This is a genomic window from Actinomadura sp. 6K520 (assembly GCF_004349245.1).
In the GTDB taxonomy this organism is placed as follows: domain Bacteria; phylum Actinomycetota; class Actinomycetes; order Streptosporangiales; family Streptosporangiaceae; genus Spirillospora.
Map to the genome: position 1 here is coordinate 71,521 of NZ_SMLC01000004.1, position 23,623 is coordinate 95,143.

At 73.7% G+C, this 23,623-nt stretch carries 19 protein-coding genes; 5 read left to right on the plus strand and 14 right to left on the minus strand.

Going from position 1 to position 23,623, the window contains the following annotated elements; translation table 11 throughout:
• Positions 1-42 precede the first annotated feature (42 nt).
• Positions 43-681, plus strand: coding sequence for a helix-turn-helix domain-containing protein (locus E1289_RS02410; RefSeq protein WP_207928732.1), 639 nt, complete (start codon positions 43-45; stop codon positions 679-681).
• A gap of 40 nt (positions 682-721) precedes the next feature.
• Here the strand turns inward: E1289_RS02410 and E1289_RS02415 are convergent, their stop codons facing one another.
• The 9 genes from E1289_RS02415 to tkt all read right to left on the minus strand — a co-directional run bounded on the left by E1289_RS02415 (position 722) and on the right by tkt (position 12,762).
• On the minus strand, positions 722-1,054 hold the full coding sequence (locus E1289_RS02415) for a cupin domain-containing protein (protein WP_131974782.1): 333 nt from the start codon (positions 1,052-1,054) through the stop codon (positions 722-724).
• Between the two features lie 58 nt (positions 1,055-1,112).
• Positions 1,113-2,315, minus strand: coding sequence for an Ig-like domain-containing protein (locus E1289_RS02420; RefSeq protein WP_243712558.1), 1,203 nt, complete (start codon positions 2,313-2,315; stop codon positions 1,113-1,115).
• Between the two features lie 149 nt (positions 2,316-2,464).
• The gene (pgl, locus tag E1289_RS02425) at positions 2,465-3,253 is read right to left on the minus strand and encodes a 6-phosphogluconolactonase (protein ID WP_131974786.1); all 789 of its coding nucleotides are present in this window, start codon (positions 3,251-3,253) and stop codon (positions 2,465-2,467) included.
• Positions 3,250-4,311 (minus strand): glucose-6-phosphate dehydrogenase assembly protein OpcA, encoded by a 1,062-nt coding sequence (locus tag E1289_RS02430; RefSeq protein WP_131974788.1) that lies wholly within the window; start codon positions 4,309-4,311, stop codon positions 3,250-3,252. Before E1289_RS02430 ends, pgl begins: the two co-directional genes overlap by 4 nt.
• 18 nt (positions 4,312-4,329) lie before the next feature.
• Entirely contained in the window at positions 4,330-5,856 is a 1,527-nt protein-coding gene (gene zwf, locus E1289_RS02435) for a glucose-6-phosphate dehydrogenase (RefSeq protein ID WP_131974790.1), read from the minus strand.
• Between the two features lie 192 nt (positions 5,857-6,048).
• Entirely contained in the window at positions 6,049-7,740 is a 1,692-nt protein-coding gene (locus E1289_RS02440; protein WP_131974792.1) for a phosphoheptose isomerase, read from the minus strand.
• Positions 7,741-7,825: 85 nt separating this feature from the next.
• Entirely contained in the window at positions 7,826-9,502 is a 1,677-nt protein-coding gene (locus E1289_RS02445; RefSeq protein WP_131974794.1) for a glucose-6-phosphate isomerase, read from the minus strand.
• Positions 9,499-10,614 (minus strand): transaldolase, encoded by a 1,116-nt coding sequence (gene tal / locus E1289_RS02450; RefSeq protein ID WP_131974796.1) that lies wholly within the window; start codon positions 10,612-10,614, stop codon positions 9,499-9,501. Before tal ends, E1289_RS02445 begins: the two co-directional genes overlap by 4 nt.
• A 21-nt stretch (positions 10,615-10,635) precedes the next feature.
• Positions 10,636-12,762 (minus strand): transketolase, encoded by a 2,127-nt coding sequence (tkt, locus tag E1289_RS02455; protein ID WP_131974798.1) that lies wholly within the window; start codon positions 12,760-12,762, stop codon positions 10,636-10,638.
• Between the two features lie 613 nt (positions 12,763-13,375).
• On the opposite strand from tkt, the gene E1289_RS02460 reads away from it, so the two are divergent.
• The 3 genes from E1289_RS02460 to E1289_RS02470 all read left to right on the plus strand — a co-directional run bounded on the left by E1289_RS02460 (position 13,376) and on the right by E1289_RS02470 (position 16,681).
• Positions 13,376-14,296 carry a heme o synthase gene (locus tag E1289_RS02460; RefSeq protein ID WP_165970304.1) on the plus strand — a complete coding sequence of 307 codons (921 nt, stop codon included), beginning with the start codon at positions 13,376-13,378 and terminating at the stop codon, positions 14,294-14,296.
• Positions 14,297-14,389: 93 nt separating this feature from the next.
• Positions 14,390-15,625 (plus strand): PrsW family intramembrane metalloprotease, encoded by a 1,236-nt coding sequence (locus tag E1289_RS02465; RefSeq protein WP_131974802.1) that lies wholly within the window; start codon positions 14,390-14,392, stop codon positions 15,623-15,625.
• Positions 15,626-15,673: 48 nt separating this feature from the next.
• Positions 15,674-16,681, plus strand: a complete 1,008-nt coding sequence (locus E1289_RS02470; protein ID WP_243712559.1) for a COX15/CtaA family protein — start codon at positions 15,674-15,676, stop codon at positions 16,679-16,681.
• Between the two features lie 60 nt (positions 16,682-16,741).
• On the opposite strand, the gene polX is transcribed toward E1289_RS02470, so the two are convergent.
• From polX to E1289_RS02495, 5 genes are all read right to left on the minus strand, one after another.
• The gene (gene polX, locus E1289_RS02475) at positions 16,742-18,460 is read right to left on the minus strand and encodes a DNA polymerase/3'-5' exonuclease PolX (protein WP_131974806.1); all 1,719 of its coding nucleotides are present in this window, start codon (positions 18,458-18,460) and stop codon (positions 16,742-16,744) included.
• A gap of 60 nt (positions 18,461-18,520) precedes the next feature.
• Positions 18,521-19,357, minus strand: a complete 837-nt coding sequence (gene prcB, locus E1289_RS02480; RefSeq protein ID WP_131974808.1) for a proteasome subunit beta — start codon at positions 19,355-19,357, stop codon at positions 18,521-18,523.
• Positions 19,358-19,441: 84 nt separating this feature from the next.
• Positions 19,442-20,338 (minus strand): EamA family transporter, encoded by an 897-nt coding sequence (locus tag E1289_RS02485; RefSeq protein WP_243712567.1) that lies wholly within the window; start codon positions 20,336-20,338, stop codon positions 19,442-19,444.
• Positions 20,339-20,383: 45 nt separating this feature from the next.
• Complete coding sequence (locus E1289_RS02490) at positions 20,384-21,100, minus strand: ABC transporter permease (protein ID WP_131974866.1); 717 nt, start codon at positions 21,098-21,100, stop codon at positions 20,384-20,386.
• Between the two features lie 80 nt (positions 21,101-21,180).
• Positions 21,181-22,107: an ABC transporter ATP-binding protein gene (locus E1289_RS02495; RefSeq protein ID WP_131974813.1), complete on the minus strand. Its 927-nt coding sequence runs from the start codon at positions 22,105-22,107 to the stop codon at positions 21,181-21,183.
• Between the two features lie 234 nt (positions 22,108-22,341).
• Here E1289_RS02495 and E1289_RS02500 point away from each other — a divergent pair, with 234 nt between their 5' ends.
• Positions 22,342-23,583 carry an arginine deiminase gene (locus E1289_RS02500; RefSeq protein ID WP_131974815.1) on the plus strand — a complete coding sequence of 414 codons (1,242 nt, stop codon included), beginning with the start codon at positions 22,342-22,344 and terminating at the stop codon, positions 23,581-23,583.
• The last annotated feature ends 40 nt before the right edge of the window (positions 23,584-23,623 follow it).

Here is a 23,623-nt window from a genome sequence, read left to right on the forward strand (position 1 = left end):
GGCGCCCGGTCTCGGTGCCGCCGCAGGGAGGGGATGTGCGGCATGGCGAGCGAACGCGAACGTTCCCGCCGGCGTGAGGTTCTGGACGTCCTGCGCGACGCCCGTGCCCCGCTCGGGGTCACCGACGTCGCGGAGCGGCTCGGCGTGCACGCCAACACCGCGCGCTTCCACCTGGACGCCCTGGCCGCCGACGGCGCGGTCGAGCGCACCGTCGAGCAGCCCTCCGGTCCCGGGCGCCCCCGCACCGTCTACGCCGCACGGCCCGGGATGGACCGCGGCGGCGCCCGCGGCTACCGGCTGCTCGCCCAGATCCTGCTCAGCCGCCTGGCGGCCGACGGTGCCGAGGGACGCGAGAACGCCGCGCAGGCGGGCCGCGAATGGGGCCGGTTCCTCGTCGACCGCCCGCCGCCGTTCCAGCGGCTGACCGAGGAGGAGGCGGCCGGCCGGCTGACCGCCCTCCTGGACGACCTGGACTTCGCCCCGAAGCCCTCCGGGGACGTCATCCGGCTGCGGCACTGCCCGTTCCTCGAACTGGCCGAGGAGTACGGGCCGCTCGTCTGCGACGTCCACCTGGGGCTCATGCAGGGGGCGCTCACCGAACTGGACGCGCCGGTCGAGGCGCACCGGCTGGAACCCTTCGCCGAACCCGGCGCCTGCCTCGCGCACCTGCGCCGCGGCTGAGGAACCGGCCCGTCAGGCCGGTTCCCGGCGGGTCGCCGGCTCAGCGGGTCTTGGCGACCGTGAGCAGGACGGCGGAGTCCTCCAGGGCCTCAAGGCTGTGCCGCGCGTCCGGGATGATGATGAGGTCGCCGGAGATCCCGTCCCAGGCGTGCTCCCCGCTCAGCAGCCGGACCCGCCCCTGCAGGACCATGAGCGTGGCCTCGCCGGGGTTCTCGTGCTCGGCCAGCGTCGTGCCCGAGGTCAGCGCGATCACGGTCTGGCGCAGGACGCGCTCGTGACCGCCGTAGACGGTGTCGGCGCTGCGCCCGGTGGAGCCGGCCGCGGCGCGCTTCAGCTGGTCACGTGCGTGTGCGTCCAACGAGAGCTTCTGCATGCCCCCAGTCTGCCAGTGATCTCACCGGCCGCACGCGGCGCGGGCCATATGAGAGGCGTCACGTCAGCGGGGCGCCGGTGACCGGCTCGCCGGTCGCGCTGCCCGCCAGCCAGTCCTCCCAGGACTTCGCCCACGGCGTCGGCCCGTTGCCGAACCGAAGCTTGCGGGACGTCCCCTCCACCTTGACGATGTCGCCCCGGTTGGAGAGGTCGTAGAACCACTTGGCGTTCCCCGGCGACATGTTGACGCACCCGTGGCTGACGTTCTCCTCGCCCTGCGAGGTGGTCGACCACGGCGCCGAGTGGACGAACACGCCGCTGTAGGTGAGGCGGACGTTCCACTTCGTCGGGATCCGGTACTCGCCCGGGTTTCCGGTGGTCGCCGAGTCCATGATGATGTTCTTCGCCTTCTCTTGGACGATCATCGTCCCGCTGTAGCTCTCGTAGCCGGGCTTGCCGAGGCTGACCTTGATGTTCTTCACGGTCTCACCGTTCTTCGTCACCGTCGCGCGGTGCCTGCGGGCGTCCACGGTGGTGATGTGCCGCTCGCCGACCGTGAAGCTCGCGGTGCGGTCCGCGACGCCGTACACGCCGTCGGCGATCTTCACGCCCGCGAGATGCGCGGTGACCTCCACCTTCTGCCCGGTCGGCCAGTACTCGCGCGGCCGGAACTGGACCTCCTTGTCGCTCATCCAGTACCAGGCGCCCTGGACCGGCTCCGACATCCGGACCTCCAGGGACTTCTCCACCGCGACCTTGCCGGCCTTCGTGCTCACCGGCCTGGACAGCAGCAGCTGGATCGGCATACCGACGCCGACCGTCTCGCCGTCCAGCGGCGACATGCCGCTCTCCAGCTTCCCCTGGGGCTTCAGCGTCGTGAAGGTGGAGGTCTCGGTGACCTCCTTGCCGTCGTCGCCGGCGCCCTTGGCGGTGACCGTGTACGTCGTGGACGGCCTCAGCGACCACGACGACTTCCACGACCCGCCGTCCTCCGCGAGCGTGCCCTCGGCCTTCTCGTTCTTCTTGCCGTAGGTGAGGGTGACGTCCGTCAGCCTGCCGTTGTCCGCCTTGACGGTGACGGGCTTCTCCGGCGCGACCTGCTCGGTGCCGGTCGCGGGCGTGATGGACAGCGTCACCGCGTCCGAGCCCTTGCCGTCGCCCCCGCCCGCTCCGCCGTCGCCGCCGGACGAGCAGCCGGCGACCGCGATGACCGCCGCCCCGATGACCGCCGCGATCCTCGTCCCGGTCCGACCAATGAGCACCTGCGAACTCCTCACGCTCGACACGGGCAACCCCATGGTCAGGTTATGCGCGGTTTTGCGGAAGGCAAGCGGGAGTGTCGGCACTCTTTCGGTTCTCCCATGGCGGAGCAGCGGTTCCGCCAAGTCGGGTCAGCGGTGCGGAAGCCCGGTCACGGCGCGGGGGAGTGCCCGGCCGGCAGGCGCGACGCCGCGGCGACGTCCAGCAGGAACAGCGTCCGCTCCCGGCCCCGGGCCGCCGCGACCGGCGCCGCCGCCGGATCCGCCCCCGACAGCCCGAGCCGGACGGCGCCGGCCTTCGACTCGCCCGCCGCCAGCACCCACACCTCCCGTGCGGCCCGCAGCACCGGGAACGTCAGCGAGATCCGCGTCGGCGGCGGCTTCGGGGCGTCGTGGACGGCCACCGCCGGGCGCCGCGTCTCGGCCACCGCCGGCAGCCCCGGGAACAGCGACGCCACGTGCGCGTCCGGGCCCACGCCCAGCATCAGCACGTCGAAGGAGGGGACGGCGAACGCCGACCTGGGCGCCCCTCCGGGGTGCGCGGCGAACAGCAGCTCGTCGGCGTACCGGGACGCCGCGGCCTCCGGGTCGGCGCCGTCCGGCCCGTCCGCGGCCGGCATCGGGTGCACCCGCGCCGGATCCAGCGGGACGTGGTCGAGCAGCGCCTCCCTGGCACCGGTCTCGTTGCGCTCCGGGTCCCCGGCGGGCAGGAACCGCTCGTCGCCCCACCACACGTCCAGGCGCCCCCAGTCGACCGCGTCGCGCGCCGCAGCGCCGCCCAGCGCGGCCAAGACCGCCGTGCCGGCGCCGCCGCCGGTCAGCACGACCGACGCCGCGCCCCGCGCCGCCTGGGCGTCCGCGATCCGGGTGACCAGCCGGGCCGCGGCCGCCTCGGCGAGCATGCCCTGGTCGCGGTGGAGGAGGACCTCGGGCACGCTCATGCCCCGTCCTCCCCGCCCGCCTCGCCGGCGTCCCGATTCGCGGCGTCCTCCGCGGCGGCCTGTTCCGCGGCCCGCTTGGCGGGACGCGTCCGCGCCGCCTCCGCCGTCGCCGACAGCGGGTCGCTCGCCACGCCCTCGTCCGTCCCGCCCGCGAGATCCTTCGCGAACCGGATGGCGGCCTCGTGGTACACCTCGTCGGGGTCGAGGCGCCGCAGCTCCTCGGCCAGCAGCTCGGCCACCGGCCGCCGCACCAGCGACACCTGCCGGTCCGGCTGGCCGGGCCGGGACAGCGTCGCGATCCGCCCGTCCGGGCGGTGGATCCGGATGTCGCCGCTCGTCGTGACGAGCCGGGCGCCGGTGAGGCCGGGGCCCTCGGAGACCGTCCGGCTGATCGGGACGCCCAGCCGGATCGACAGCCACGCCGCCAGCAGCTCCGCGCTCGGGCTGTCCGGCTCGGCCTCGACCTCCCCGGCGACGACCGCGTCGTGCTGCTGGTCCAGCGCGGCGGCCAGCAGCGACCGCCACGACGTCAGCCGCGTCCACGCGAAGTCGGTGTCGCCCGGCCGGTACCCCGCGGCGAGCTGCGCGAGGGTGCCGAGCCGGTCGCGGGCCGCGTAGGAGTCGGTCACCCGCCGCTGCGCCAGCGTCCCGAGCGGGTCCCTGCCCGGGACCTTCGGCACCTTGCCGCCCGGCCACCACGTCACCACGGGCGTGTCGGGCATCAGCAGCGGCACGACGACCGAGTCGGCGTGCTCGGCGAGCGGCCCGTACATGCGCAGCAGCACCGTCTCGCCCGGCCCGGTCTCGCCCATCCGGATCTCGGCGTCCAGCCGGGACGAGCCGCCCCGCGGGTCGCGCGAGATCACGGTCAGCACCCGGCAGGGGTGCTCGCGGGCGGCCTCCGTCGCCGCGCGCACCGCGTCGTACTGGGCCGACTCGTCCGTCACGATGATCAGCGTGAGTACCATGCCGACGGCGGGCCCGCCCATCAGGTGCCGCGACTGCGTCAGCGCGTCCTGGATCTTGCGGGTGGTGGTGCCGGTGAGGTCGATGTTCATCTACAGCCCCCGTTTCCTCTAGAGCCGCCGCCAGGCGCGCCCGTCGCGCGCCATCAGCTCGTCGGCGCAGACCGGGCCGTAGCCGCCGGACTTGTACTGGTCGAGCCCCCCGCGGCTCGCCCAGTACTCCTCGATCGGGTCGAGGATCTTCCAGGACAGCTCGACCTCCTCCTGGCGCGGGAACAGCGGCGGGTCGCCGATCAGCACGTCCAGCAGCAGCCGCTCGTACGCCTCGGGGGAGGTCTCGGTGAACGACTCGCCGTAGGCGAAGTCCATGTTGACGTCGCGGATCTCCATCGAGGTGCCCGGCACCTTCGAGCCGAACCGGACCGTGATGCCCTCGTCCGGCTGGACCCGCATGACCAGGGCGTTCTGCCCGAGCTCCTCGGTGTCGGTCTCGGAGAACGGCAGGTGCGGCGCCTTCTGGAACACCATCGCCACCTCCGTCACCCGGCGGCTCAGCCGCTTGCCGGTGCGCAGGTAGAACGGGACGCCGGCCCAGCGGCGGTTGTCGATCTGCAGCTTGACCGCGGCGTAGGTCTCGGTGCGGGACTCGGCGGGGATGCCGTCCTCGTCCAGGTAGCCGCGGACGTTCACGCCGCCCTGCCAGCCCGCCGCGTACTGCCCCCGCGCGGTGGCGGTGGCCATGTCGCCCGACACCCGCACCGAGGAGAGGATCTTGGCCTTCTCGGCGCGGACGGCCTCGGCGCTGAACGACGTGGGTTCCTCCATCGCCGTCAGCGCCAGCAGCTGCAGCAGGTGGTTCTGGATGACGTCGCGGGCCGCGCCGATCCCGTCGTAGTACCCGGCCCGGCCGCCGATGCCGATGTCCTCGGCCATCGTGATCTGCACGTGGTCGACGAACGACCGGTTCCAGATCGGCTCGAACATCGAGTTGGCGAACCGCATCGCCAGGATGTTCTGCACCGTCTCCTTGCCGAGGTAGTGGTCGATCCGGAAGATCGACTCCTCGGGGAAGACGCGGTGCACCGTGTCGTTCAGCTCCACCGCCGACTTCAGGTCGTGGCCGAACGGCTTCTCGATGACGACCCGGCGCCAGGAGTCGGGGGTGCGTTCGGCGAGGCCGCAGCGCTGCAGCTGCTCCACCACCTGCGGGAAGAACTTCGGCGGGATCGACAGGTAGAACGCGTAGTTCCCGCCCGTGCCGCGGGTGGCGTCCAGCTCCTTGACCGCCATCGTGAGCGCGTCGAACGCGCCCGGATCGTCGAACGTGCCGGGGACGAAGTGCATGCCCTCCGACAGGTGCGTCCAGACGTCCTCGCGGAACGGGGTCCGCGCGTGCTCCTTGACCGACTCGTGGGCGATCTCCCGGAAGTCCTGGTGGTCCCATTCGCGGCGGGCGAAGCCGACCAGGGAGAACCCGGGCGGCAGCAGCCCCCGGTTCGCCAGGTCGTAGATCGCCGGCAGCAGCTTCTTGCGGGACAGGTCGCCGGTCACGCCGAAGAGCACGAGCACGCACGGCCCGGCCACCCGGGGGAGGCGCTTATCCCGCGGGTCGCGGAGCGGGTTGGCTGGGTCGGTCACGTGGCCCCCTTCGATAGCGCGTGCTCCGGCGGCGCCGCCCGCGGCCGCACCGTCTCCGGTGCCGCGGCGCCCTGTGGTACTACCCCTTCAAGCATCCTGCCCTCTTGTCCTGGCGTGCCGTCCCGGTCCGCGCCGCCGGCAGCGGCTCGCGGGCGGTGATGGCCGTCTCCCCCGAGACGACGGCGGTGAACGTCACGGTCGGCGTGCCCCCGCCACCGCCCGCATCGCCTCGGTGAGCCTGCCCGCGCCCTCCACCGGGTCGCGCAGATGCAGCCGGATCACCGGCAGCCTGCGCTCGCGCAGCGCCCGCAGCTCGGCGAGGGCCCGCGCGAGCTGCAGCTGCGCCAGGCTGTACGGGCGGCCGGGGACGGGGTGGGTGGCGAGGACGTCACCCGGCGCGGGGTCGCCGGTGATGATGAGGAACGCGCCGTTGCCCGGCCCGTCCTTGTGCACCGGCCCCGTCGCGTGGGGGTATCCCGGGCCCGGCCCGTAGGCGACGGGACGCCCGGACGCGCGGGCCATCGACGGCGCGAGGTACCGGCCGGAGAAGTCGCCCGACAGATACGTCATGACCGACAGGTAACCGTCGTTGGGCACCGAGGCGACCAGCCCGCCGAGGACGGTCTGCAACTCCGCGCCGGGCGGCCACGGGAAGTCCGCGTGCACCTCGATGTCGTCCTCCACGTACACCGGCCGCTCCGCGGTGAGGGGCCCGCCGCCCGCCGTGCGCAGCATCGTCGCGGCGTCGTCCTCGGACTCCTGCACGACGGTGCTGCCCGCCTCGAACGGGTTCACGCCGAGCAGCCACCCGGCGACCGCCGTCGCGTACTCCCACAGCAGGAACTGCGCGCCGAGCGGCGCCCACACCGAGGTGTCGGACTCGTCCTGCGCCGCCGACCGCGGGTTGATCGACACCCCGTGCACGTCGGGGAAGTCGCCGCGCCCGCCCGGCGGCTCGAACGCCAGCACGCCGCGGCCCCGCTTGCCGGTGCCGACCGCGAGGAGCTGGGAGATCCAGCCGCTCAGCGCGCCCGGACCGCCGGGCTCGCGCAGCAGCACCTTGTCGCGGGCCAGCCCGCCCGGCCCCTGCTGCGCGCAGCCGCCGAGGACCGCGCCGAGCAGCAGGCCCGGGTTGTCCTCGTCCTTGCCGAGCGACGGCACCAGCGACGCCGCCTCCTCCAGCAGCCGTTCGGCGTCGGCCCCCGCCAGCACCGCCGGCACGAGCCCGTACGCCGACAGGGCCCCGTAGTGCCCGGGCAGGTAGGGGTCGGTGAGGCCGATCCGGTAGCCGCACTGCCGGGCGAAGTCGTGCAGCGGGCTCCCGTGGTCGGTGATGACCAGGAACCGGCCCGCGATCTCCCGCTCCGACAGGCCCCGCTCGCGGAACGCGGCCGCGAAGATCCGCCGGTAGGCGTCGCCCTCCAGGGACACGCCCGCCTTGCTGGACAGCACGACCAGCGTCCGGTCGAGCCGTTCCATCGCGAACGCGAGCGCCGCGGTGTCGCCGCCGTCGAGGACGGTCAGCTCACCCGTCGGCCGGTCGCCGGCGCCCCGCTCCGGCGCGTCGGCGGCGACCGCGGACGCGTGCGCCTCCATGATCGCCTGGGCGGCGAGGCTCTCCGCCCCGACGCCGATCAGCACGATGTGGTCGAGGCCCGAGTAGCGCGCCTCGGAGACCATGCCGTCCACCTGGTTCAGCAGCCCGCGGGAGGCGAACGGCAGGTCGAGCCAGCCCAGCCTGCTGTGGTCGACCGCGCGCCGCCCCCACAGCCGCGGGTCTTTGGCGGCGAGCGCGCCGGGGACGCCGCAGCCGACGAGGTAGTCCCTCGCCTGCAGCGCCGAGTCCAGCACGTCGCCGCGCGTCAATACGTCGAATCCGGACACCGATCCCTCCTGGCCCCCATCGTTTCAGGAGAGAATGGACATTGGCGACCTCTCCCTCGATCTTCTTCGCCCCGCGAACATCGCGTCAGGCGAGCGCCTCGGTGAGCTGGGCGAGCCCCTCCGCGCGGTCGCGCAGATGGATGCGGAAGGCGGGACCGCCCATGGACCGGACCACCCGCAGGTCGCCGAACGCCTGCGCGAGCTGGAGCTCCCCGAGGGAGTACGGCCGCCCCGGGACCGGGACGTCACCGGTGAAAGCGCCGGTGACCTGGAGGAACGCGCCGTTGCGCGGCCCGCCCTTGTGGTACTGGCCGGCCGTGTGCAGGTAGCGCGGCCCCCACCCGAACGTGACGGGTGCCGGATGCCTGCGGGCCTTGCCCGCCCGCGCCGCCAGCAGCGGCCGCAGCCCGGCCGCCGCCGCGTCGCCGCGGCGGTCCAGATAGGCCAGGACGGCGAGATAGCCGCCGTCCGGGACGCTCTCCAGCACGACCTCGAGCGCCTCGGTCAGGGTCTGCGCGCCCCGCAGCGCGTCCTCCGCGCCCGCGTGCACCTCCACCGCCCCGGAGACCAGCTCCGGCGGCCGCCGCACGACCGTCGGCGCGGTGCCCTCCTCCGAGCGCAGCAGCGCGGCGGTGCTGTCCGCCGACTGGCCGGTGTCCGGCTCGTCGAACGGGTCGACGCCCAGCACCCGGGCGGCCACGGCCGCCGCGTACTCCCACAGCAGGAACTGCGCGCCGAGCGGGCCCGCGACGGTCACGCCCGCCTCGCGCCCGGGGCCGGGCTCGTCCGGCCGGCTGCCCAGGATGACGCGGCGCAGGTCGCCGGTCAGCTCGAAGCCCGGCGCGTCGACGCTCTCCACCACGACCGGCAGCAGGCCCCTGCCGTCCTTGCCCAGCGCGCCGCCGACCAGCTGCTCCGCCCACCCGGCGAAGCCGTGCAGGCCCGAGCCGTGGTCGGCGATCACGAGCTTGTCGCGGGTGCCGAGCGCGGACGAGGCCAGCACCGCCCCCAGCGCCAGGGCCGGGTTGTCGTAGGGCTGCCGGAGCACCGCCATCAGCCGGGACGCCTCGTCGAGCAGCGCGTCCACGTCGACGCCCGCGAGCGCGGCCGGCACCAGCGCCCGCGCGCCGAGCGCGCCGAAGCGCCCGTCGACGTCGGGTTCGGCGGGCACGAGGCGGTGCCCCGCCTCCCCGGCGGCCTCCGCGAGCGCGGACCCCTCCTCCGCCACGACGACGAACCGGTGCGCCAGTTCGGCGCCGTCCAGCCCGGCCTCGGCGAACGCGCGGCCGAAGACGCGGTGCAGCGCCGCCGCCTCGACGCTCTCGCCCACCACGACCACGATGGTCCGGTGCAGGTCGCCGGCGAGGACGCCCGCGACCTCGTGCGGATCGGTGGTGTCGAGGACGATCAGCTCCGCGGGCGCGTCCCCGGACCGGAAGCAGGTCCGGAACATCGCCTCGGCGGCGACCGCGGCACCGCCCGCACCGGCGAGCACGACGCGGTCGAGGCCGCGGACGCGGGCCTCGCCGACCGGCCCGGCCAGCAGCTCCACCAGCGACCGCGAGGTCTCCGGCAGCTCCAGCCAGCCGAGGCGGCGGGCGGCGCGCGGGGCCGCGTCCGGGCCCCACAGCTTGGCGTTGCGCGACGCCAGCGAGCCCGGGACGCCGTCGGACACGAGCCGGTCGAGGACCGTCTCGCTCTCGTCGAGCACGGGGCCGCGGATGGTGACCGAGATCCCCCCGGCGGTCACCACCGAGGTCACGCGCCGGCCCTCTTGGACTCCAGCTCGCCGCGGATCGTGTCGAGCAGTTCCTTCCACGACACCGCGAACTTCTCGACGCCCTCCTCCTCCAGGACCCGCACGACGTCGTCGTAGTCGACGCCGGCGTCCTTCAGCGCCGCCATGTGGGCGCGGGCGTCGTCGTAGGTGCCCCGGACGGTGTCGCCGCGAAGCTGGCCGTGGTCGGCGACGGCCACCAGCGTCGCCTCCGGCATCGTGTTCACCGTGCCCGGCGCGACCAGCTCGTCCACGTAGAGGGTGTCGCTGAGGTCGGGGTCCTTCACGCCGGTGGAGGCCCACAGCGGACGCTGCGGACGGGCCCCGGCGTCCTTCAGCGCCTTCCACCGGTCGGTGCCGGACTTCTCCTCGTAGAGGGCGTAGGCGAGCCGAGCGTTGGCCAGGCCCGCCTTGGAGCGCAGCGCCCCGGCGTCGGCGGAGCCGATCTTGTCGAGCCGCTTGTCGATCTCGGTGTCGACCCGGCTGACGAAGAACGACGCCACCGAGGCGATCTTCGAGAGGTCGCGGCCGGCGGCGCGGGCCCGCTCCAGCCCCTCGAAGTACGCGTCGATGACCTTCCCGTAGCGCTCCAGCGAGAAGATCAGCGTCACGTTCACGCTGATGCCCTCGGCCAGCGCCTCGGTGATCGCCGGCAGGCCCTCCTCCGTCGCGGGGATCTTGATGAACAGGTTCGGCCGGTCGACCAGCCACCACAGCGCGCGGGCCTCGGCGACGGTCCGGCGGGTGTCGCGGGCGACCCGCGGGTCGACCTCGATCGAGACGCGGCCGTCCAGCCCGTCCGTGCGGTCGAACACCGGGCGCAGCACGTCGCAGCCCCAGCGGATGTCGTAGGTGGTGATCGCGCGGGACGCCTCCTCGACGTCCACCCCGCGGACCGCGAGGTCGCGGACCTGGTCGTCGTAGGCGGTGCCCTGGCTCAGCGCCTTGGCGAAGATCGTCGGGTTGGACGTGACGCCCACCACGTGCCTGTCCTTGACGAGCTCCGCGAGGTTGCCCGTCCGCAGCCGCTCGCGGCTGATGTCGTCCAGCCAGGTCGAGACGCCCTCGTCCGACAGCCGCTTCAGGATCTCACTCATCGTCTTCTCCTCGTCGCGTCTTCAGTTGCCGGTGGTCTCGCCGCGCCCGGCGTGCCGGACACCGGCCTTGATCAGGCTGGCCTTGGCCGCCGCGACGACCCGCTCGGCGGTGATGCCGAACTGCAGGAACAGCGTCTTGTAATCGGCGGACGCGCCGAAGTGCTCCAGGCTGACCGACTCGCCGGCGTCGCCGACGTAGCCGCGCCAGCCGAGCGCGATCCCGGCCTCCACCGACACGCGGGCGTGCACCCCGGGCGGCAGGACCTCCTGCCGGTAGGCGTCGGACTGCTCCTCGAACCACTCGACGCACGGCATCGACACGACGCGGGTCGGGGTCCCCTCGGCCTGCAGCGACGTCCGCGCCTCCAGGGCGAGCTGGACCTCGCTGCCGGTCGCGATGAGGATCACGTCGGGCCGGCCGCCGTCGGCGTCCGCCAGCACGTAGCCGCCCTTGGCGACGCCCTCCGCGGACGCCAGTTCGCCGCCGCGCTCCAGCGTCGGCAGCTTCTGCCGGGTCAGCGCGAGGCCGGCGGGGCGGTCGGTGTGCCGCAGGATGGTCCGCCAGGCGACCGCGGTCTCGTTGGCGTCCGCCGGCCGGACGACGTCCAGCCCGGGTATCGCGCGCAGTGACCACAGGTGCTCGACGGGCTGGTGCGTCGGGCCGTCCTCGCCGAGGCCGATCGAGTCGTGCGTCCACACGAACGTGACCGGCAGCTTCATCAGCGCCGCCAGCCGGACGGCCGGGCGCATGTAGTCGCTGAAGACCAGGAACGTGCCGCCGTACGGGCGGGTGCCGCCGTGCAGGGCGATGCCGTTGCAGATCGCGCCCATCGCGTGCTCGCGGACGCCGAAGTGCAGCGTGCGGCCGTAGCGGTGGCCGGGGAACTCCTTGGTCTGGAACTCCTCGGGGACGAACGACGGCTCGCCCTTCATCGTCGTGTTGTTGCTGTCGGCCAGGTCCGCCGAGCCGCCCCACAGCTCGGGCAGCACCGGCGCCAGCGCCGCCAGGACGTCACCGGACGCCTTGCGGGTCGCGACGTCGGAGCCGGCCTCGAACTCGGGCAGCGCGCTCTCCCAGCCGGACGGCAGCTCGCGGGCCGCGATCCGGTCGTACTCGGCCGCCCGCCCGGGGTTCGCCTCGCGCCACGCGCCGAACGAGCCGTTCCACGCGGCGTGGTCGGCGCGGCCGCGCTCGGTCACCTTGCGGGCGTGCGCCAGGACGTCGTCCGGGACGTGGAACGGCTCGGCCGGGTCCATGCCGAGGATCCGCTTGGTCGCGGCGACCTCGTCCGCGCCGAGCGCGGAGCCGTGGATCTTGCCGGTGTTCTTCTTGTTCGGCGCCGGCCAGCCGATGATCGTGCGCAGCGCGATGAACGACGGGCGGGACGTCTCGGCCCGGGCCGCCGTGTACGCCGCGGCGAGCGCGGCGACGTTCTCCTCGTAGTCGCCGTTCTCCGTCCAGTCGACGTGGTGGACGTCCCAGCCGTAGGCGGCGTAGCGGGCCCGGACGTCCTCCGACAGCGCGATCGCGGTGTCGTCCTCGATGGAGATGTGGTTGTCGTCGTAGAGCACGATCAGGTTGCCGAGCCGCTGGTGGCCGGCCAGCGCGCTCGCCTCGTGGCTGATGCCCTCCTGGATGTCACCGTCGGACGTGAACGCCCAGACGGTGTGGTCGAAGGGGGACTCGCCCTGCGGCGCGTCGGGGTCGAACAGGCCGCGCTCGCGGCGGGCCGCCATCGCCATGCCGACCGCGTTCGCGAGGCCCTGCCCGAGCGGGCCCGTGGTCGTCTCCACGCCGGCCGTGTGCCCGTGCTCGGGGTGGCCGGGGGTGAGGCTGTCCCACTTGCGCAGCGCCTTCAGGTCGTCCAGCGTCATCGGGTAGCCCGACAGGTAGAGCTGGATGTAGAGGGTCAGGCTGGAGTGCCCGCAGGAGAGCACGAACCTGTCCCGGCCGGGCCAGTGCGGGTCCGTCGGGTCGTGCCGGAGGAACCGCTGGAACAGCAGGTAGGCGGCGGGCGCGAGGCTCATCGCCGTCCCTGGGTGCCCGGAGCCCGCTTCCTCGACCGCGTCCATGGCGAGCGCGCGGACGACGTCCACCGCCCGCCGATCCTGCCCGGACCACTCAAACGTGCTGTTGTCCCTGCTCACGGAACGCCAGGCTCCTCTCGAACCGGTAGTACTGAACCACTTTGTCGTGCCGCACGCCCGGCGCGCGGCACCCCGCGGGCCGGGCCCGCCCGCCGCGCGACCGGCCTGCCCGCCGGCCCCGTGCGCCGGCCGCGTCCCGCGGCCGGCGAAGCCGCGCCGCGCCCTGAGCGAGCCTATCGCGGGGGATGGCCGCCGCAGGCGGCCGCGAAACGCGGCCACGAGGCGCCGCCTCTCCGGCACCCGCGTCCCCGCCTGGGGGGTCCCGGCCGCCGGGGGCCGCACCGCTCATGCACCCTTGCCCGTGGGCATACGGGACTAACCCCCCGCACGGGTGATCTCGTGGGTGATCCGGTGACCCGGTGCACGCCCCCCGGAGGGGTCGGACTACAGTGATTGCGCGGTTGACGACACGGCCGCGGCAGCAAGACGCAAGCCGAAGTTGCACCACGCCGAGGCCGGCCCGGATCGCGGGGGCGCCGCCGAGGTGGTACGCGATTTCTCATTCCTAGTCAACGTGGACCCGATTGTGACGGTGCTCAGTAACAAGCGCGGGGTCGAGGTCGAACTCGACGATCTCGGCGGCGAGGGTCCGGGGGCGCCCTTCGCGGCCCTCGTGCCGGTGCCCGCGGCGCAGGCCGCCGCCCCCAGGACGATCGGCGCGAGCGTGCGGGCCTATGTGGCGCTGACCAAGCCGCGCGTCATCGAACTGCTCCTGATCACCACCATCCCGGTGATGTTCCTGGCGGCCGGGGGAGTGCCCCCGCTGTCCACCGTGCTGCTGACGCTGGCGTTCGGGACCATGTCCGCCGGCGCCGCCAACGCGATCAACTGCTACATCGACCGCGACATCGACGCCAAGATGCGCCGCACCCGGCGGCGCCCGCTGGCCCGCCACCAGGTCACCCCCGCCCGCGCGCTGATCTTCGGGATCACGCTGGCGGTGCTGTCCACGGCGGGGTTCCTGCTCACCGTCAACCCGGTCGCCGCGGCCGGGTCGCTGTTCGCGATCCTGTTCTACGTCTTCGTGTACTCGCTGCTGCTCAAGCGGCGCACGTCGCAGAACGTGGTGTGGGGCGGCATCGCCGGCTGCATGCCCGTCCTCATCGGCTGGGCCGCGGTCACCGGCGAGCTCGCCTGGGCCCCGCTCGTCCTTTTCGGCGTCGTGTTCCTGTGGACGCCGCCGCACACCTGGACGCTCGCGATGCGCTACCGCGAGGACTACGCGGTCGCCAAGGTCCCGATGCTGCCGGTCGTCGCCGGCGAGCGGCGCGTCGTCACCGAGAGCCTCCTCTACACCTACGCGACCGTGGCCTGCTCGCTGCTGCTGTGGCCGGTCGCGGGCATGGGCCCGGTGTACGGCGCCGTCGCGGTCGTCCTCGGCATGGTCTTCGTCGCCGAGGGGCACCGGCTGCTGCGGGCCGTCCGCGCCGGGGTGACCGGCGTCCATCTCCGGCCGATGCGGTTCTTCCACCTCTCCAACGTCTACCTGGCGCTGCTGTTCACCGCCGTGGCCGTCGACCCGCTGCTGTTCTGACGCGGCACGCTCGGACGGCGCCCGCGAGCGTAACGCGATCATCCCCTGGCGGCGGCTTAGCACTTCGCGCTACCGGCCGTTACGCTTCGCGGCATGGCGCGTGTTGACCCCAAGGCGGTGCTGGAGGGGCGGATCCCGGGCAGGCCCCCCGTCGCCCTCATCGCCGGCATGACCGTGTCGGGGCTGTGCGCCGCGATCGCGCTCGGCATCACCGCCCTGTACGGGGGCCCGGGGTTCTGGGTCGGCGCGCTGCTCGCCATCGTCCCGATCCCGGTGCTGATCGCGCTCGCGCTCACCCTGGACCGGCTGGAGCCCGAACCGCCGCGCGCCCTGGCGTTCTCGTTCATGTGGGGGGCGGGCGTCGCCGTCCTCGGCGCCCTGGTGCTGAACACCGCCGGCCTGCTGTACGTCACCGTTCCGATCTTCGGCGAGAGCGAGGGCCACGTCGTCAGCGCCACCTTCGGCGCCCCCGTCATCGAGGAGACGCTGAAGGGCGCGGCCCTGTTCGTCATGCTCTGGGTCCGCCGCAACGAGATCGACGGCTTCGCCGACGGGATCGTCTACGCCGCCATGGTCGGTCTCGGCTTCGCGATGATGGAGAACATCACCTACTACATGCGGGCGTACGAGGAGGGCGGCACGGAGCAGCTCGGGGCCGTGTTCATCCTGCGCGGCCTGATCATGCCGCTCAGCCATCCGCTGTTCACCGCGATGACCGGCCTCGGCGTCGCCTACGCCGCCACGCACCGGCGGGGCCAGCTCATCGCGCCGCTGGCCGGGCTGCTGGGCGCGATCGTCCTGCACGGCCTGTGGAACGGCGCGGCCACGGTCGGCGGGCTCGGCGGCCTCGCCGTCGTCTACGTGCTGGACTTCTGCATCCTGGTCGCCCTGGTCGCCATCGTCTTCTTCGAGCGCCGGGGCACCGTGCGCCGCATCGAGATCTACCTGCCGGTGTACGCCGCGACGGGACTGGTGACGCCGCAGGACATCCGGATGCTGCGCTCCCTCCCGGCGCGCCGCGCCGCCCGCCGCTGGGCCCGCCTCGCCGGCGGCCCGGTGGCCGGCCAGGCCATGGCGGACTACCAGCTCGCGGCGACGGAGCTGGTGCTACTGCACAAGCGCGCCGACCGCGGCGTCGCCGACCGGAACTGGTTCGTGACCCGCCGCGACGCGCTGCTCAGCCTGATGGGGCTGTCGAGGCAGGCGTTCCTGCGCACCCAGGCGGGCACCGGGGCGCGGCGGGCGGGGGTCCCGCCGTGGGCCGGGCAAGGCCGGTCCGGGTTCCTGCCGCCCCGGCCACCGGATCCCCCCGGCCCCTACGCGGGGTGACCGGGGGCCGGATCACGGTCACCCCGGCCCGGCCATACGATTGGTCCCGTGGCAGAGCGATCGTCCTCCAACCTCCCGTCCCGGGCGTGGAACGCCGTGTGGCGCCCGACCCCCGGGTCGCTGCGGCTGATCGCGCTGCTCGGCGTCATCGGCAACGTGCTGATCGTCGTCAGCGGCGGCGCCGTCCGCGTCACCAAGTCCGGGCTCGGCTGCCCCGACTGGCCCCGCTGCTCCGGCGACAGCCTCGTCCCCACCCACAACCCCGAGCACCACGTGCTGAACATGTCGATCGAGTTCGGCAACCGGCTGATCACCTTCGTCGTGCTGGCCGCCGGGCTGCTGGTGTTCATCGCGGCGCTGCGGCTGCGGCCCCGCCGCAGGGAGCTCGTCTGGTGGGCGCTGGCGCAGCCGATGAGCGTCGTCGCGCAGGCGATCATCGGCGGGATCGTGGTGCTGACGAAGCTGCATCCGACGGCCGTCTCCCTGCACTTCCTCGTCTCGCCCGCGCTGCTGGTCTTCTGCGTGGCCCTGTGGATCCGCGCCGGTGAGGGCGACGCCCCGCCCCGGCCGCTCGCCGGCCCGTGGACGCGCCGCCTGACCGCCGCGCTCCTGGTGTCGTGCGCCGCCGTGCTCGTCGCCGGGACCGTCGTCACCGGCACCGGCCCCCACGCGGGGGACGCCGACTCCCGCCGGTACGGCTTCGACATCACCGACGTCGCCCGCGTCCACAGCACGCTGGCCTGGGTGACCACCGCCCTGACGGTGCTCGTCATCATCGCCCTGTACCGCACGGGCGCCCCCGCGGCCGCCCGCCGCCGCGCGCACGAGCTGGCCGCCCTCATCGCCTTCCAGGGCGTCGTCGGCTACGTCCAGTACTTCCTCGGCGTCCCCGAGGGCCTCGTGCTGCTGCACATGCTCGGGTCGGTGCTGATGTGGATCGCGGCCTTCCGCCTGTTCTTCGCCCTCCGCGACCGCGGGGAGGCCCCCGCCGCCGCGCCACCCGTCACCGAGGCGCCCTCCGCGCAGAGCCAGGCCCAGAGCCCTCAGCCCGCGTGACCGCGCCGGGCGCCACCCGGACGCGGCGTCCGGCGCCGGGCCGAATCCCGCGGAGGCGCGTCAGGGCTTGCGGAGGAAGGCGCGGAGGCGGTCCAGCGGCCAGGTGTTGATGACGTCGTCGGGCGTCAGCCAGCCGCGCTGCGCGGTGCCGACGCCGTAGCGGATGTTGCGGTGGTGGCCGACCGAGTGGGCGTCGGTGTCGACGGAGAACCTCACCCCGAACCGCTTGGCGCGGCGGATCAGGTCGGCGGGCAGGTCCAGCCGGTCGGGGAAGGAGTCGACCTCCATGGCGGTGCCGGTGCGGGCGGCGCAGCGGAACACCTCGTCCCAGTCGGCGTCGACGGGGGAGCGGCGGCCGATGCTGCGGGCGGTCGGGTGGCCGATCACATGGACGTGCGGGTTCTCGCAGGCGCGGACGAGGCGCCGGGTCATGGCGTCCCGGTCCTGGGTGAAGTGCGAGTGGACCGAGGCGACGCAGATGTCGAAGCCGGCCAGGAAATCGGCGTCCCAGTCGACCCCGCCGTCCGGGTCGATGTTCAGCTCGGTGCCGTGGAGGAGCCTCATGCCGGGGTACTCGGCCTGGAGTTCGGCGACCCGCCGCCGCTGGGCGAGCATCTTCTCGTCCGTCATCCGCTGCATGAACAGGTTGGGAGCGTGGTCGGTGATCGCGTAGTACTCCAGGCCGCGGGCGTGCGCGGCGGCGACCATGTCCTCCAGGGAGGCGATGCCGTCGGTGAGGTCGGTGTGGCTGTGCAGGTCGCCGCGCAGGTCCTCCACGGTGACCAGGTGGGGCAGCTCGCCCTTCAGGGCCGCCTCGATCTCGCCCGTGTCCTCGCGGAGCGCCTGGTGGATCCAGGGGAGGCCGAGCCGCTCGTAGACCTCCTCCTCGGTCTCGGACACGATCAGCTCGTCCGACTCGGCGTGGAACAGCCCGTACTCGGACAGCTTGAAGCCCGCCTTCACGGCGATCTCCCGGGTGCGGATGTTGTGCGCCTGCGACCCGGTGAAGTACTGCAGCGCGGCGCCCCACGCCTCGGGCGGGACGACGCGCAGGTCGACCTGCAGGCCCTTGGCGGTGCGGACGGAGGTCTTCTTCTCGCCGCCCGCGACGACCTCGGCGACGAGCGGCAGCGCGGTGAACGCCGCCATCACCGGCCGCGGGTCGCGGGACGCCGCGAGGACGTCCACGTCGCCGATCGTCTCCCGCATCCGGCGCAGGGAGCCCGCGTGCTCGCAGCGCTCCACCTGCGGCAGCGCGGACAGCGCCGCGACGATCTCGTCGGCCACGCCGGCGGCGGCGTCGACCAGTACCCGCTCACCGGAACTGCGCAGCAGCTCGATGCCGTGGAGGATGTTCTCCTCCGTCTTCGGGCCGAACCCCTTGAGGCCGCGCAGGCGGCCGTCGCGGATGGCGGTGGCCAGCTCGTCCACCGAGGAGACGCCCAGCTCCTCGTACACGGTGAGGGCCTTCTTCGGGCCGAGGGTCGGGATGGCCGTCAGTGCCCTGACCCCGGCGGGGATCCGGGTGCGCAGCTCCTCCACCTGCCGGATGGTGCCGGTGGTGGTGTAGTCGAGCACCTTCCTGGCGATCGCCTCGCCCACCGTGGGGATCGTGCGCAGCCCGGCCAGGTCCATGCCGGAGATGTCGTCGGGATGCCCGGCGATGGCCCGCGCGGCCTTCTCGTACGCCCTGATCTTGAAGGCGTCGCCCCCGGTGATCGAGAGGAGGTCGGCCAGTTCCTGGATGAGGTCAGCGGCCTCGTCGTTCGCCCGTGCCATGCCCCGAGTCTAGGAGCCGGCACCGACGTTCCCCGTGCCCGGCGGCGCCGGGTCCGGGGCTCAGCGCAGCGGGGCGAGGGGGCCGCCCGGATTGTCCATCCGGGCGCGCAGGACCTCGTCGGCGATCGCGGACACCTCGTCCTGGTGGAGGCGCCGGTAGCCGTCCGCGGTCACCACCGCGATCGTCGGGTAGATGCGCCGGGCCGCATCGGGCCCGCCGGTGGCGGCGTCGTCGTCGGCCGCGTCGTAGAGGGCCTGCACGCAGACGGTCGCGGCGTCCTCCTCGGAGAGGTCGCGCCGGTAGAGCTTCTTCAGCGCGCCCGTCGCGTAGGGGGAGCCCGATCCGTCCGCGTGGAAGTCGCGGGCCTCCTGCGGTGCCCCGGTGATGTCGTAGGTGTAGATCCGGCCCTCGCCCGTGTCGGGGTCGTACCCGGCGAACAGCGGGACGACCGCGAGCCCCTGCAGCGCCTGCGCGAGGTTCGCCTGGACGACGGCGCCGAGGCGGCGGGCCTTGCCCGGAAGCGACAGCGGGACCGTCTCCATCTTCTCGTAGTGCTCCAGCTCCACCTGGAACAGCCGGACCATCTCCAGCGCGAGCCCGACCGTCCCGGCGAACGCGACCGCGGAGTACTCGTCGCCGCGCTGCACCTTGTCCAGCTCCCGGTAGGCGATGCGGTTGCCCTGGGTGGCGCGCCGGTCACCGGCCATCATGACGCCGCCCGGGAACGTCAGCGCCAGGACGGTGGTGCCGTGCGGCAGGTCGGGGACGTCCCCGTCCGGCACGCGGTTGACGGGCAGCAGCTCCGGCGAGTGGAGGCGCAGGAGGTCCACGAACGACGCGGGCCCCGCCTCGAAGAACTCGGGCGGTATCCCCTGGTCCTGGCTCCGGCCGATCACGGCGGCTCCTCTCCGTTCGTCCTGACGATCTCGCGGTCCCGATCCTTCCACGCTGCCACACGCCCTGCCACTCGTGGCCGGCGCTCAGGCTTCCGGGGCCTCCGGCGGGTTCCGCTGCCCCCGGGTGACACCCACGCAGGCCATGACGACGCAGCAGACGGCGACCCACTGGCGGAAGGTGAGGAACTCGCCGAGCAGCAGCATCCCCACCAGCGCGGCGGCGGCGGGCTCCAGGCTCATCAGGATCCCGAACACGCGGGCGGGCATGCGCCGCAGCGCCTCCAGCTCCAGCGAGTACGGGATGACCGACGACAGCAACCCGACGCCCACGCCGATCAGCAGGAGCTCGGGGTCCAGCAGCGCGGCCCCGGCGGAGGCCGCCCCCGCGGGCAGCACGACCGCCGTCCCGACGATGCTGGCGAACGCGAGGCCGGTGGTCCCGGAGAACCGCTTGCCGGTGGCGGCGGTGAGCAGGATGTAGGCGGCCCAGCACACCCCGGCGAGCAGCGCGAACGCGACGCCCACCGGGTCCAGTCCTTCGGTGCCGCCCCTGGCCAGCAGTACGACGCCCGCCCCGGCCAGTACCACCCACAGCGCGTCCCGCGGGCGCCGCGACGCGACGAAGGCCACCGTCAGCGGCCCCAGGAACTCGATCGTGACCGCCGCGCCCAGCGGGATCCGCGCGAACGACTGGTAGATGGACACGTTCATCAGCGCCAGCGCCAGCCCGAAGCCGGCGGCGACGGCGAGGCTGGACCTGGAATGGTCGCGCAGGACGGTTCGCAGCGCCCTGCGGGCCAGGAAGCCCAGCACGATCGCCGACGTCAGCAGCCGCATCGACACGACGGCGCTCGGCGGCAGCCGGTCGAACAGGTGCTTGGCGAGACCGGCGCCGACCTGGACGGAGATGATGCCGAGCACGACCAGCGCGGGCGGCGGCACCGAGCCCAGCGACAGCAGCCTGGCGCGCCGGGAAGGCATGGCCGCCCCGCCGAGCGGCTCGGGCGTCTCAGCCAGGGCCATCGGCTACTCCCACCGGAAGAAGCGGGCCGCGAGCGCGAGCCCCGCGACCGCCCACACCGCGAGGACGAGCACGGGACCGGCCGGAAGCGCCGCGCCGTCGCGCAGGACGTCGCGCAGCCCCTCGGCCAGCGCGGAGATCGGCAGCAGCTCCAGGGCGTCCCGGACCGGGGCGGGGAACTCCTCCAGGGGGAAGACGACCCCGCCGGTCACCAGGAGGAGGACGTAGACGAGGTTCGCGGCGGCGAGGGTGGCCTCCGCGCGCAGCGTTCCGGCCATGAGCAGCCCGAACCCGCTGAACGCGGCCGTGCCGAGCAGCAGCAGGACGATCACCGAGAAGGGGTCGCCGTGCGGCTGCCAGCCGAGCGCCAGCGCCACCGCGCAGATCACCGCGGCCTGCAGCGCCTCGACCGCGAGCACGGTGAGGGTCTTGGCGGCGATGAGACCGGCACGCGGCAGCGGCGTCGCGCCGAGCCGCTTGAGCACGCCGTAGCGCCGCTCGAAGCCGGTGCCGATGGCCTGCCCGGTGAACGCCGTCGACATGACCGCGAGGGCGAGGATGCCGGGGGTGAGGAAGTCGACGCGGGACCCGGCGCCGAGGTCCAGCAGTGACGTGGCGCCGAACAGGGCGAGCAGCACCACCGGGATGATCAGCGTCAGCAGGAGCTGCTCGCCGTTGCGGAGCATCGTGCGCAGCTCGTAGCGGGTCTGCGCCAGGACCATCCGCGGCAGCGGCACGGCGGCCGGCGCCGGGGTGAGCTCCAGCCGCGCCGTGTCCCGCGGCGCGGCCTCGTGCGGGGTGGTCACGGGCGCAGCTCCCGTCCGGTCAGCTCCAGGAAGACGTCCTCCAGCGTGCGGCGCTCGATGCGCAGGTCCTCCGTCAAGACGCCGTGCGAGGCGCACCAGGCGGTGACGGTGGCCAGCAGCTCGGGGCGGACGTCCGCCTCGATCAGGTAGTGCCCGGCGGGCGACTCCTTGGCGGCGCACCCGGCGGGCAGCGCCGCCAGCAGCTCCTCGAGGCCGAGGCCGGGCCGGGCGCGGAAGCGCAGCTGCCGCTCGGCGCCGGTCAGCTCCTCCGGCGCGCCCTCGGCGACGACCTTGCCGTGGTCGACGATGACGACGCGGTCGGACAGGTGCTCGGCCTCCTCCATGTTGTGCGTGGTGAGGACGACCGACACCCCGGCGGCACGGAGTTCCCCGATGAGCTCCCAGGTCGAGCGCCTGGCCTGCGGGTCGAGCCCGGTGGTGGGCTCGTCCAGGAAGACCAGCTCGGGCCGCCCCACCACGGCGACCGCCAGCGAGAGCCGCTGCTGCTGCCCGCCCGACAGGCGCCGGAACGGGGTGCGGGCATGCCCGGACAGGCCGAGCCGCTCCAGCAGGGCCGGCGGGTCGAGCGGCGTCGCGTGGAACGAGGCGACGAGGCCGAGGAACTCCCCGGCGCGGGCCGTCGCCGGCACGCCGCCGGACTGCGGCATCACGCCCACCCTCGGCTTCAGCGCCCGCCCGTCCGCGGCCGGGTCGAGGCCGAGGACGCGGACGGTGCCCGAGTCGGCCCGCCGGAACCCCTCGCAGATCTCGACCGTGGTGGTCTTGCCGGCGCCGTTGGGGCCGAGCAGCGCGGTGACGGCGCCCCGGGCGGCGCTGAGCGACAGGCCGTCCACGGCGGTGACCGCGCCGTAGCGCTTGACGAGCGAGTCCAGCTCGACGGCGCCGTCTCCGGGGGGTGTCATGCCGACGAGTTTAGAACCGGGGCCTGACCGGTTCGTTCGGGGTCCCGCCGGTGCGCCGCGTGAAGATCGGGCAAAGCCCGCCGGGGGCGGGCGCGGCCGCGCCGGTTCGCCGCGCGCGGCGCGGCATCGGGGCGGTTTCGTTCGCGCGGGCCGGGGGAGATCACCGCCTGTCGCCGGCGGTCAGCGGCGAGCCGGGGCTGCGCGGCACCGCGGCAGCGCCCCGAGGAGGTGGGGATGCCGTTTCACGTCGATTCGGAGGTCGGGCGGCTGCGGGCGGTCCTGCTGCACCGGCCGGAGCTGTCGCTGAAGCGCCTCACCCCGTCCAACGCCGCCGGCCTGCTGTTCGACGACGTGCTCTGGGTGCGGCGGGCCGTGGAGGAGCACGCGGAGTTCGAGGACGTCCTGCGCTCCCAGGGCGTGCGGACGTACCTGCTGATCGACCTGCTCAGGGAGACGGTCGAGATCCCCGAGGCGCGCAAGCACATCCTCGACTCGGTCGTCGACCCGCACTTCTACGGGCCCCTGGCGACCGACGCCATCCGCAACTGCTTCGACGGCATGGACCTGGACGAGCTGGTCGCGTACCTCGTCGGCGGGGTCACCAAGCGGGAGATGCTGGAGCGGATGCCCGCACCGGCGTCCATCGCGTTCCACTCGATCGGGCCGGACGGGTTCATCCTGCCGCCGCTGCCCAACCACCTGTTCACCCGCGACCCGTCCTGCTGGATCTACGACGGCGTCTCGATCAACGCCATGCGCAAGAAGGCGCGGATGCGCGAGACGGTGAACATGGAGGCCGTCTACCGGTGGCACCCGATGTTCGCGGGCGGCCACGACGATCCGGCGGCGGGGGGCTACCACGTGTGGAACCGCGGCACCCGGATGGCCCCGGCGACGCTGGAGGGCGGCGACGTCCTGGTCATCGGCAACGGCGCCGTCCTGGTCGGGATGAGCGAGCGGACGCAGCCGCAGGCGGTCGAGATGCTCGCGCAGTCGCTGTTCGCCGCCGGCTCCTGCTCCCGGATCGTCGCGCTCCGGATGCCGCAGAAACGGGCGTTCATGCACCTGGACACCGTGATGACGATGGTCGACCACGGCGTGTTCACCACCTACGCGGGCCTGGGGCTCCTGCCGTCCCACACCGTCGAACCGGGTGACACCGAGAAGGAACTGAAGATCACCGACCACCCCCCGGAGGACATGTACAAGGCGATCGCCGCCGCGCTCGGCGCCGACGACGTGAAGGTCCTCACCCCCGAGCAGGACGTGTTCGCCGCCGAGCGCGAGCAGTGGGACGACGGCAACAACGTGCTGGCCCTGTCGCCGGGCGTGGTCGTCGCCTACGAGCGCAACGCGACGAGCAACAACCACCTGAGCGCGAACGGGATCGAGGTCATCACGATCCGTGGCAGCGAACTGGGGCGGGGACGCGGCGGACCTCGCTGCATGACCTGCCCGATCGAACGGGACGCCTGAGGGCACCGCCCCGGGGGAGCCGGGGCGCGGGGGGAGGGAA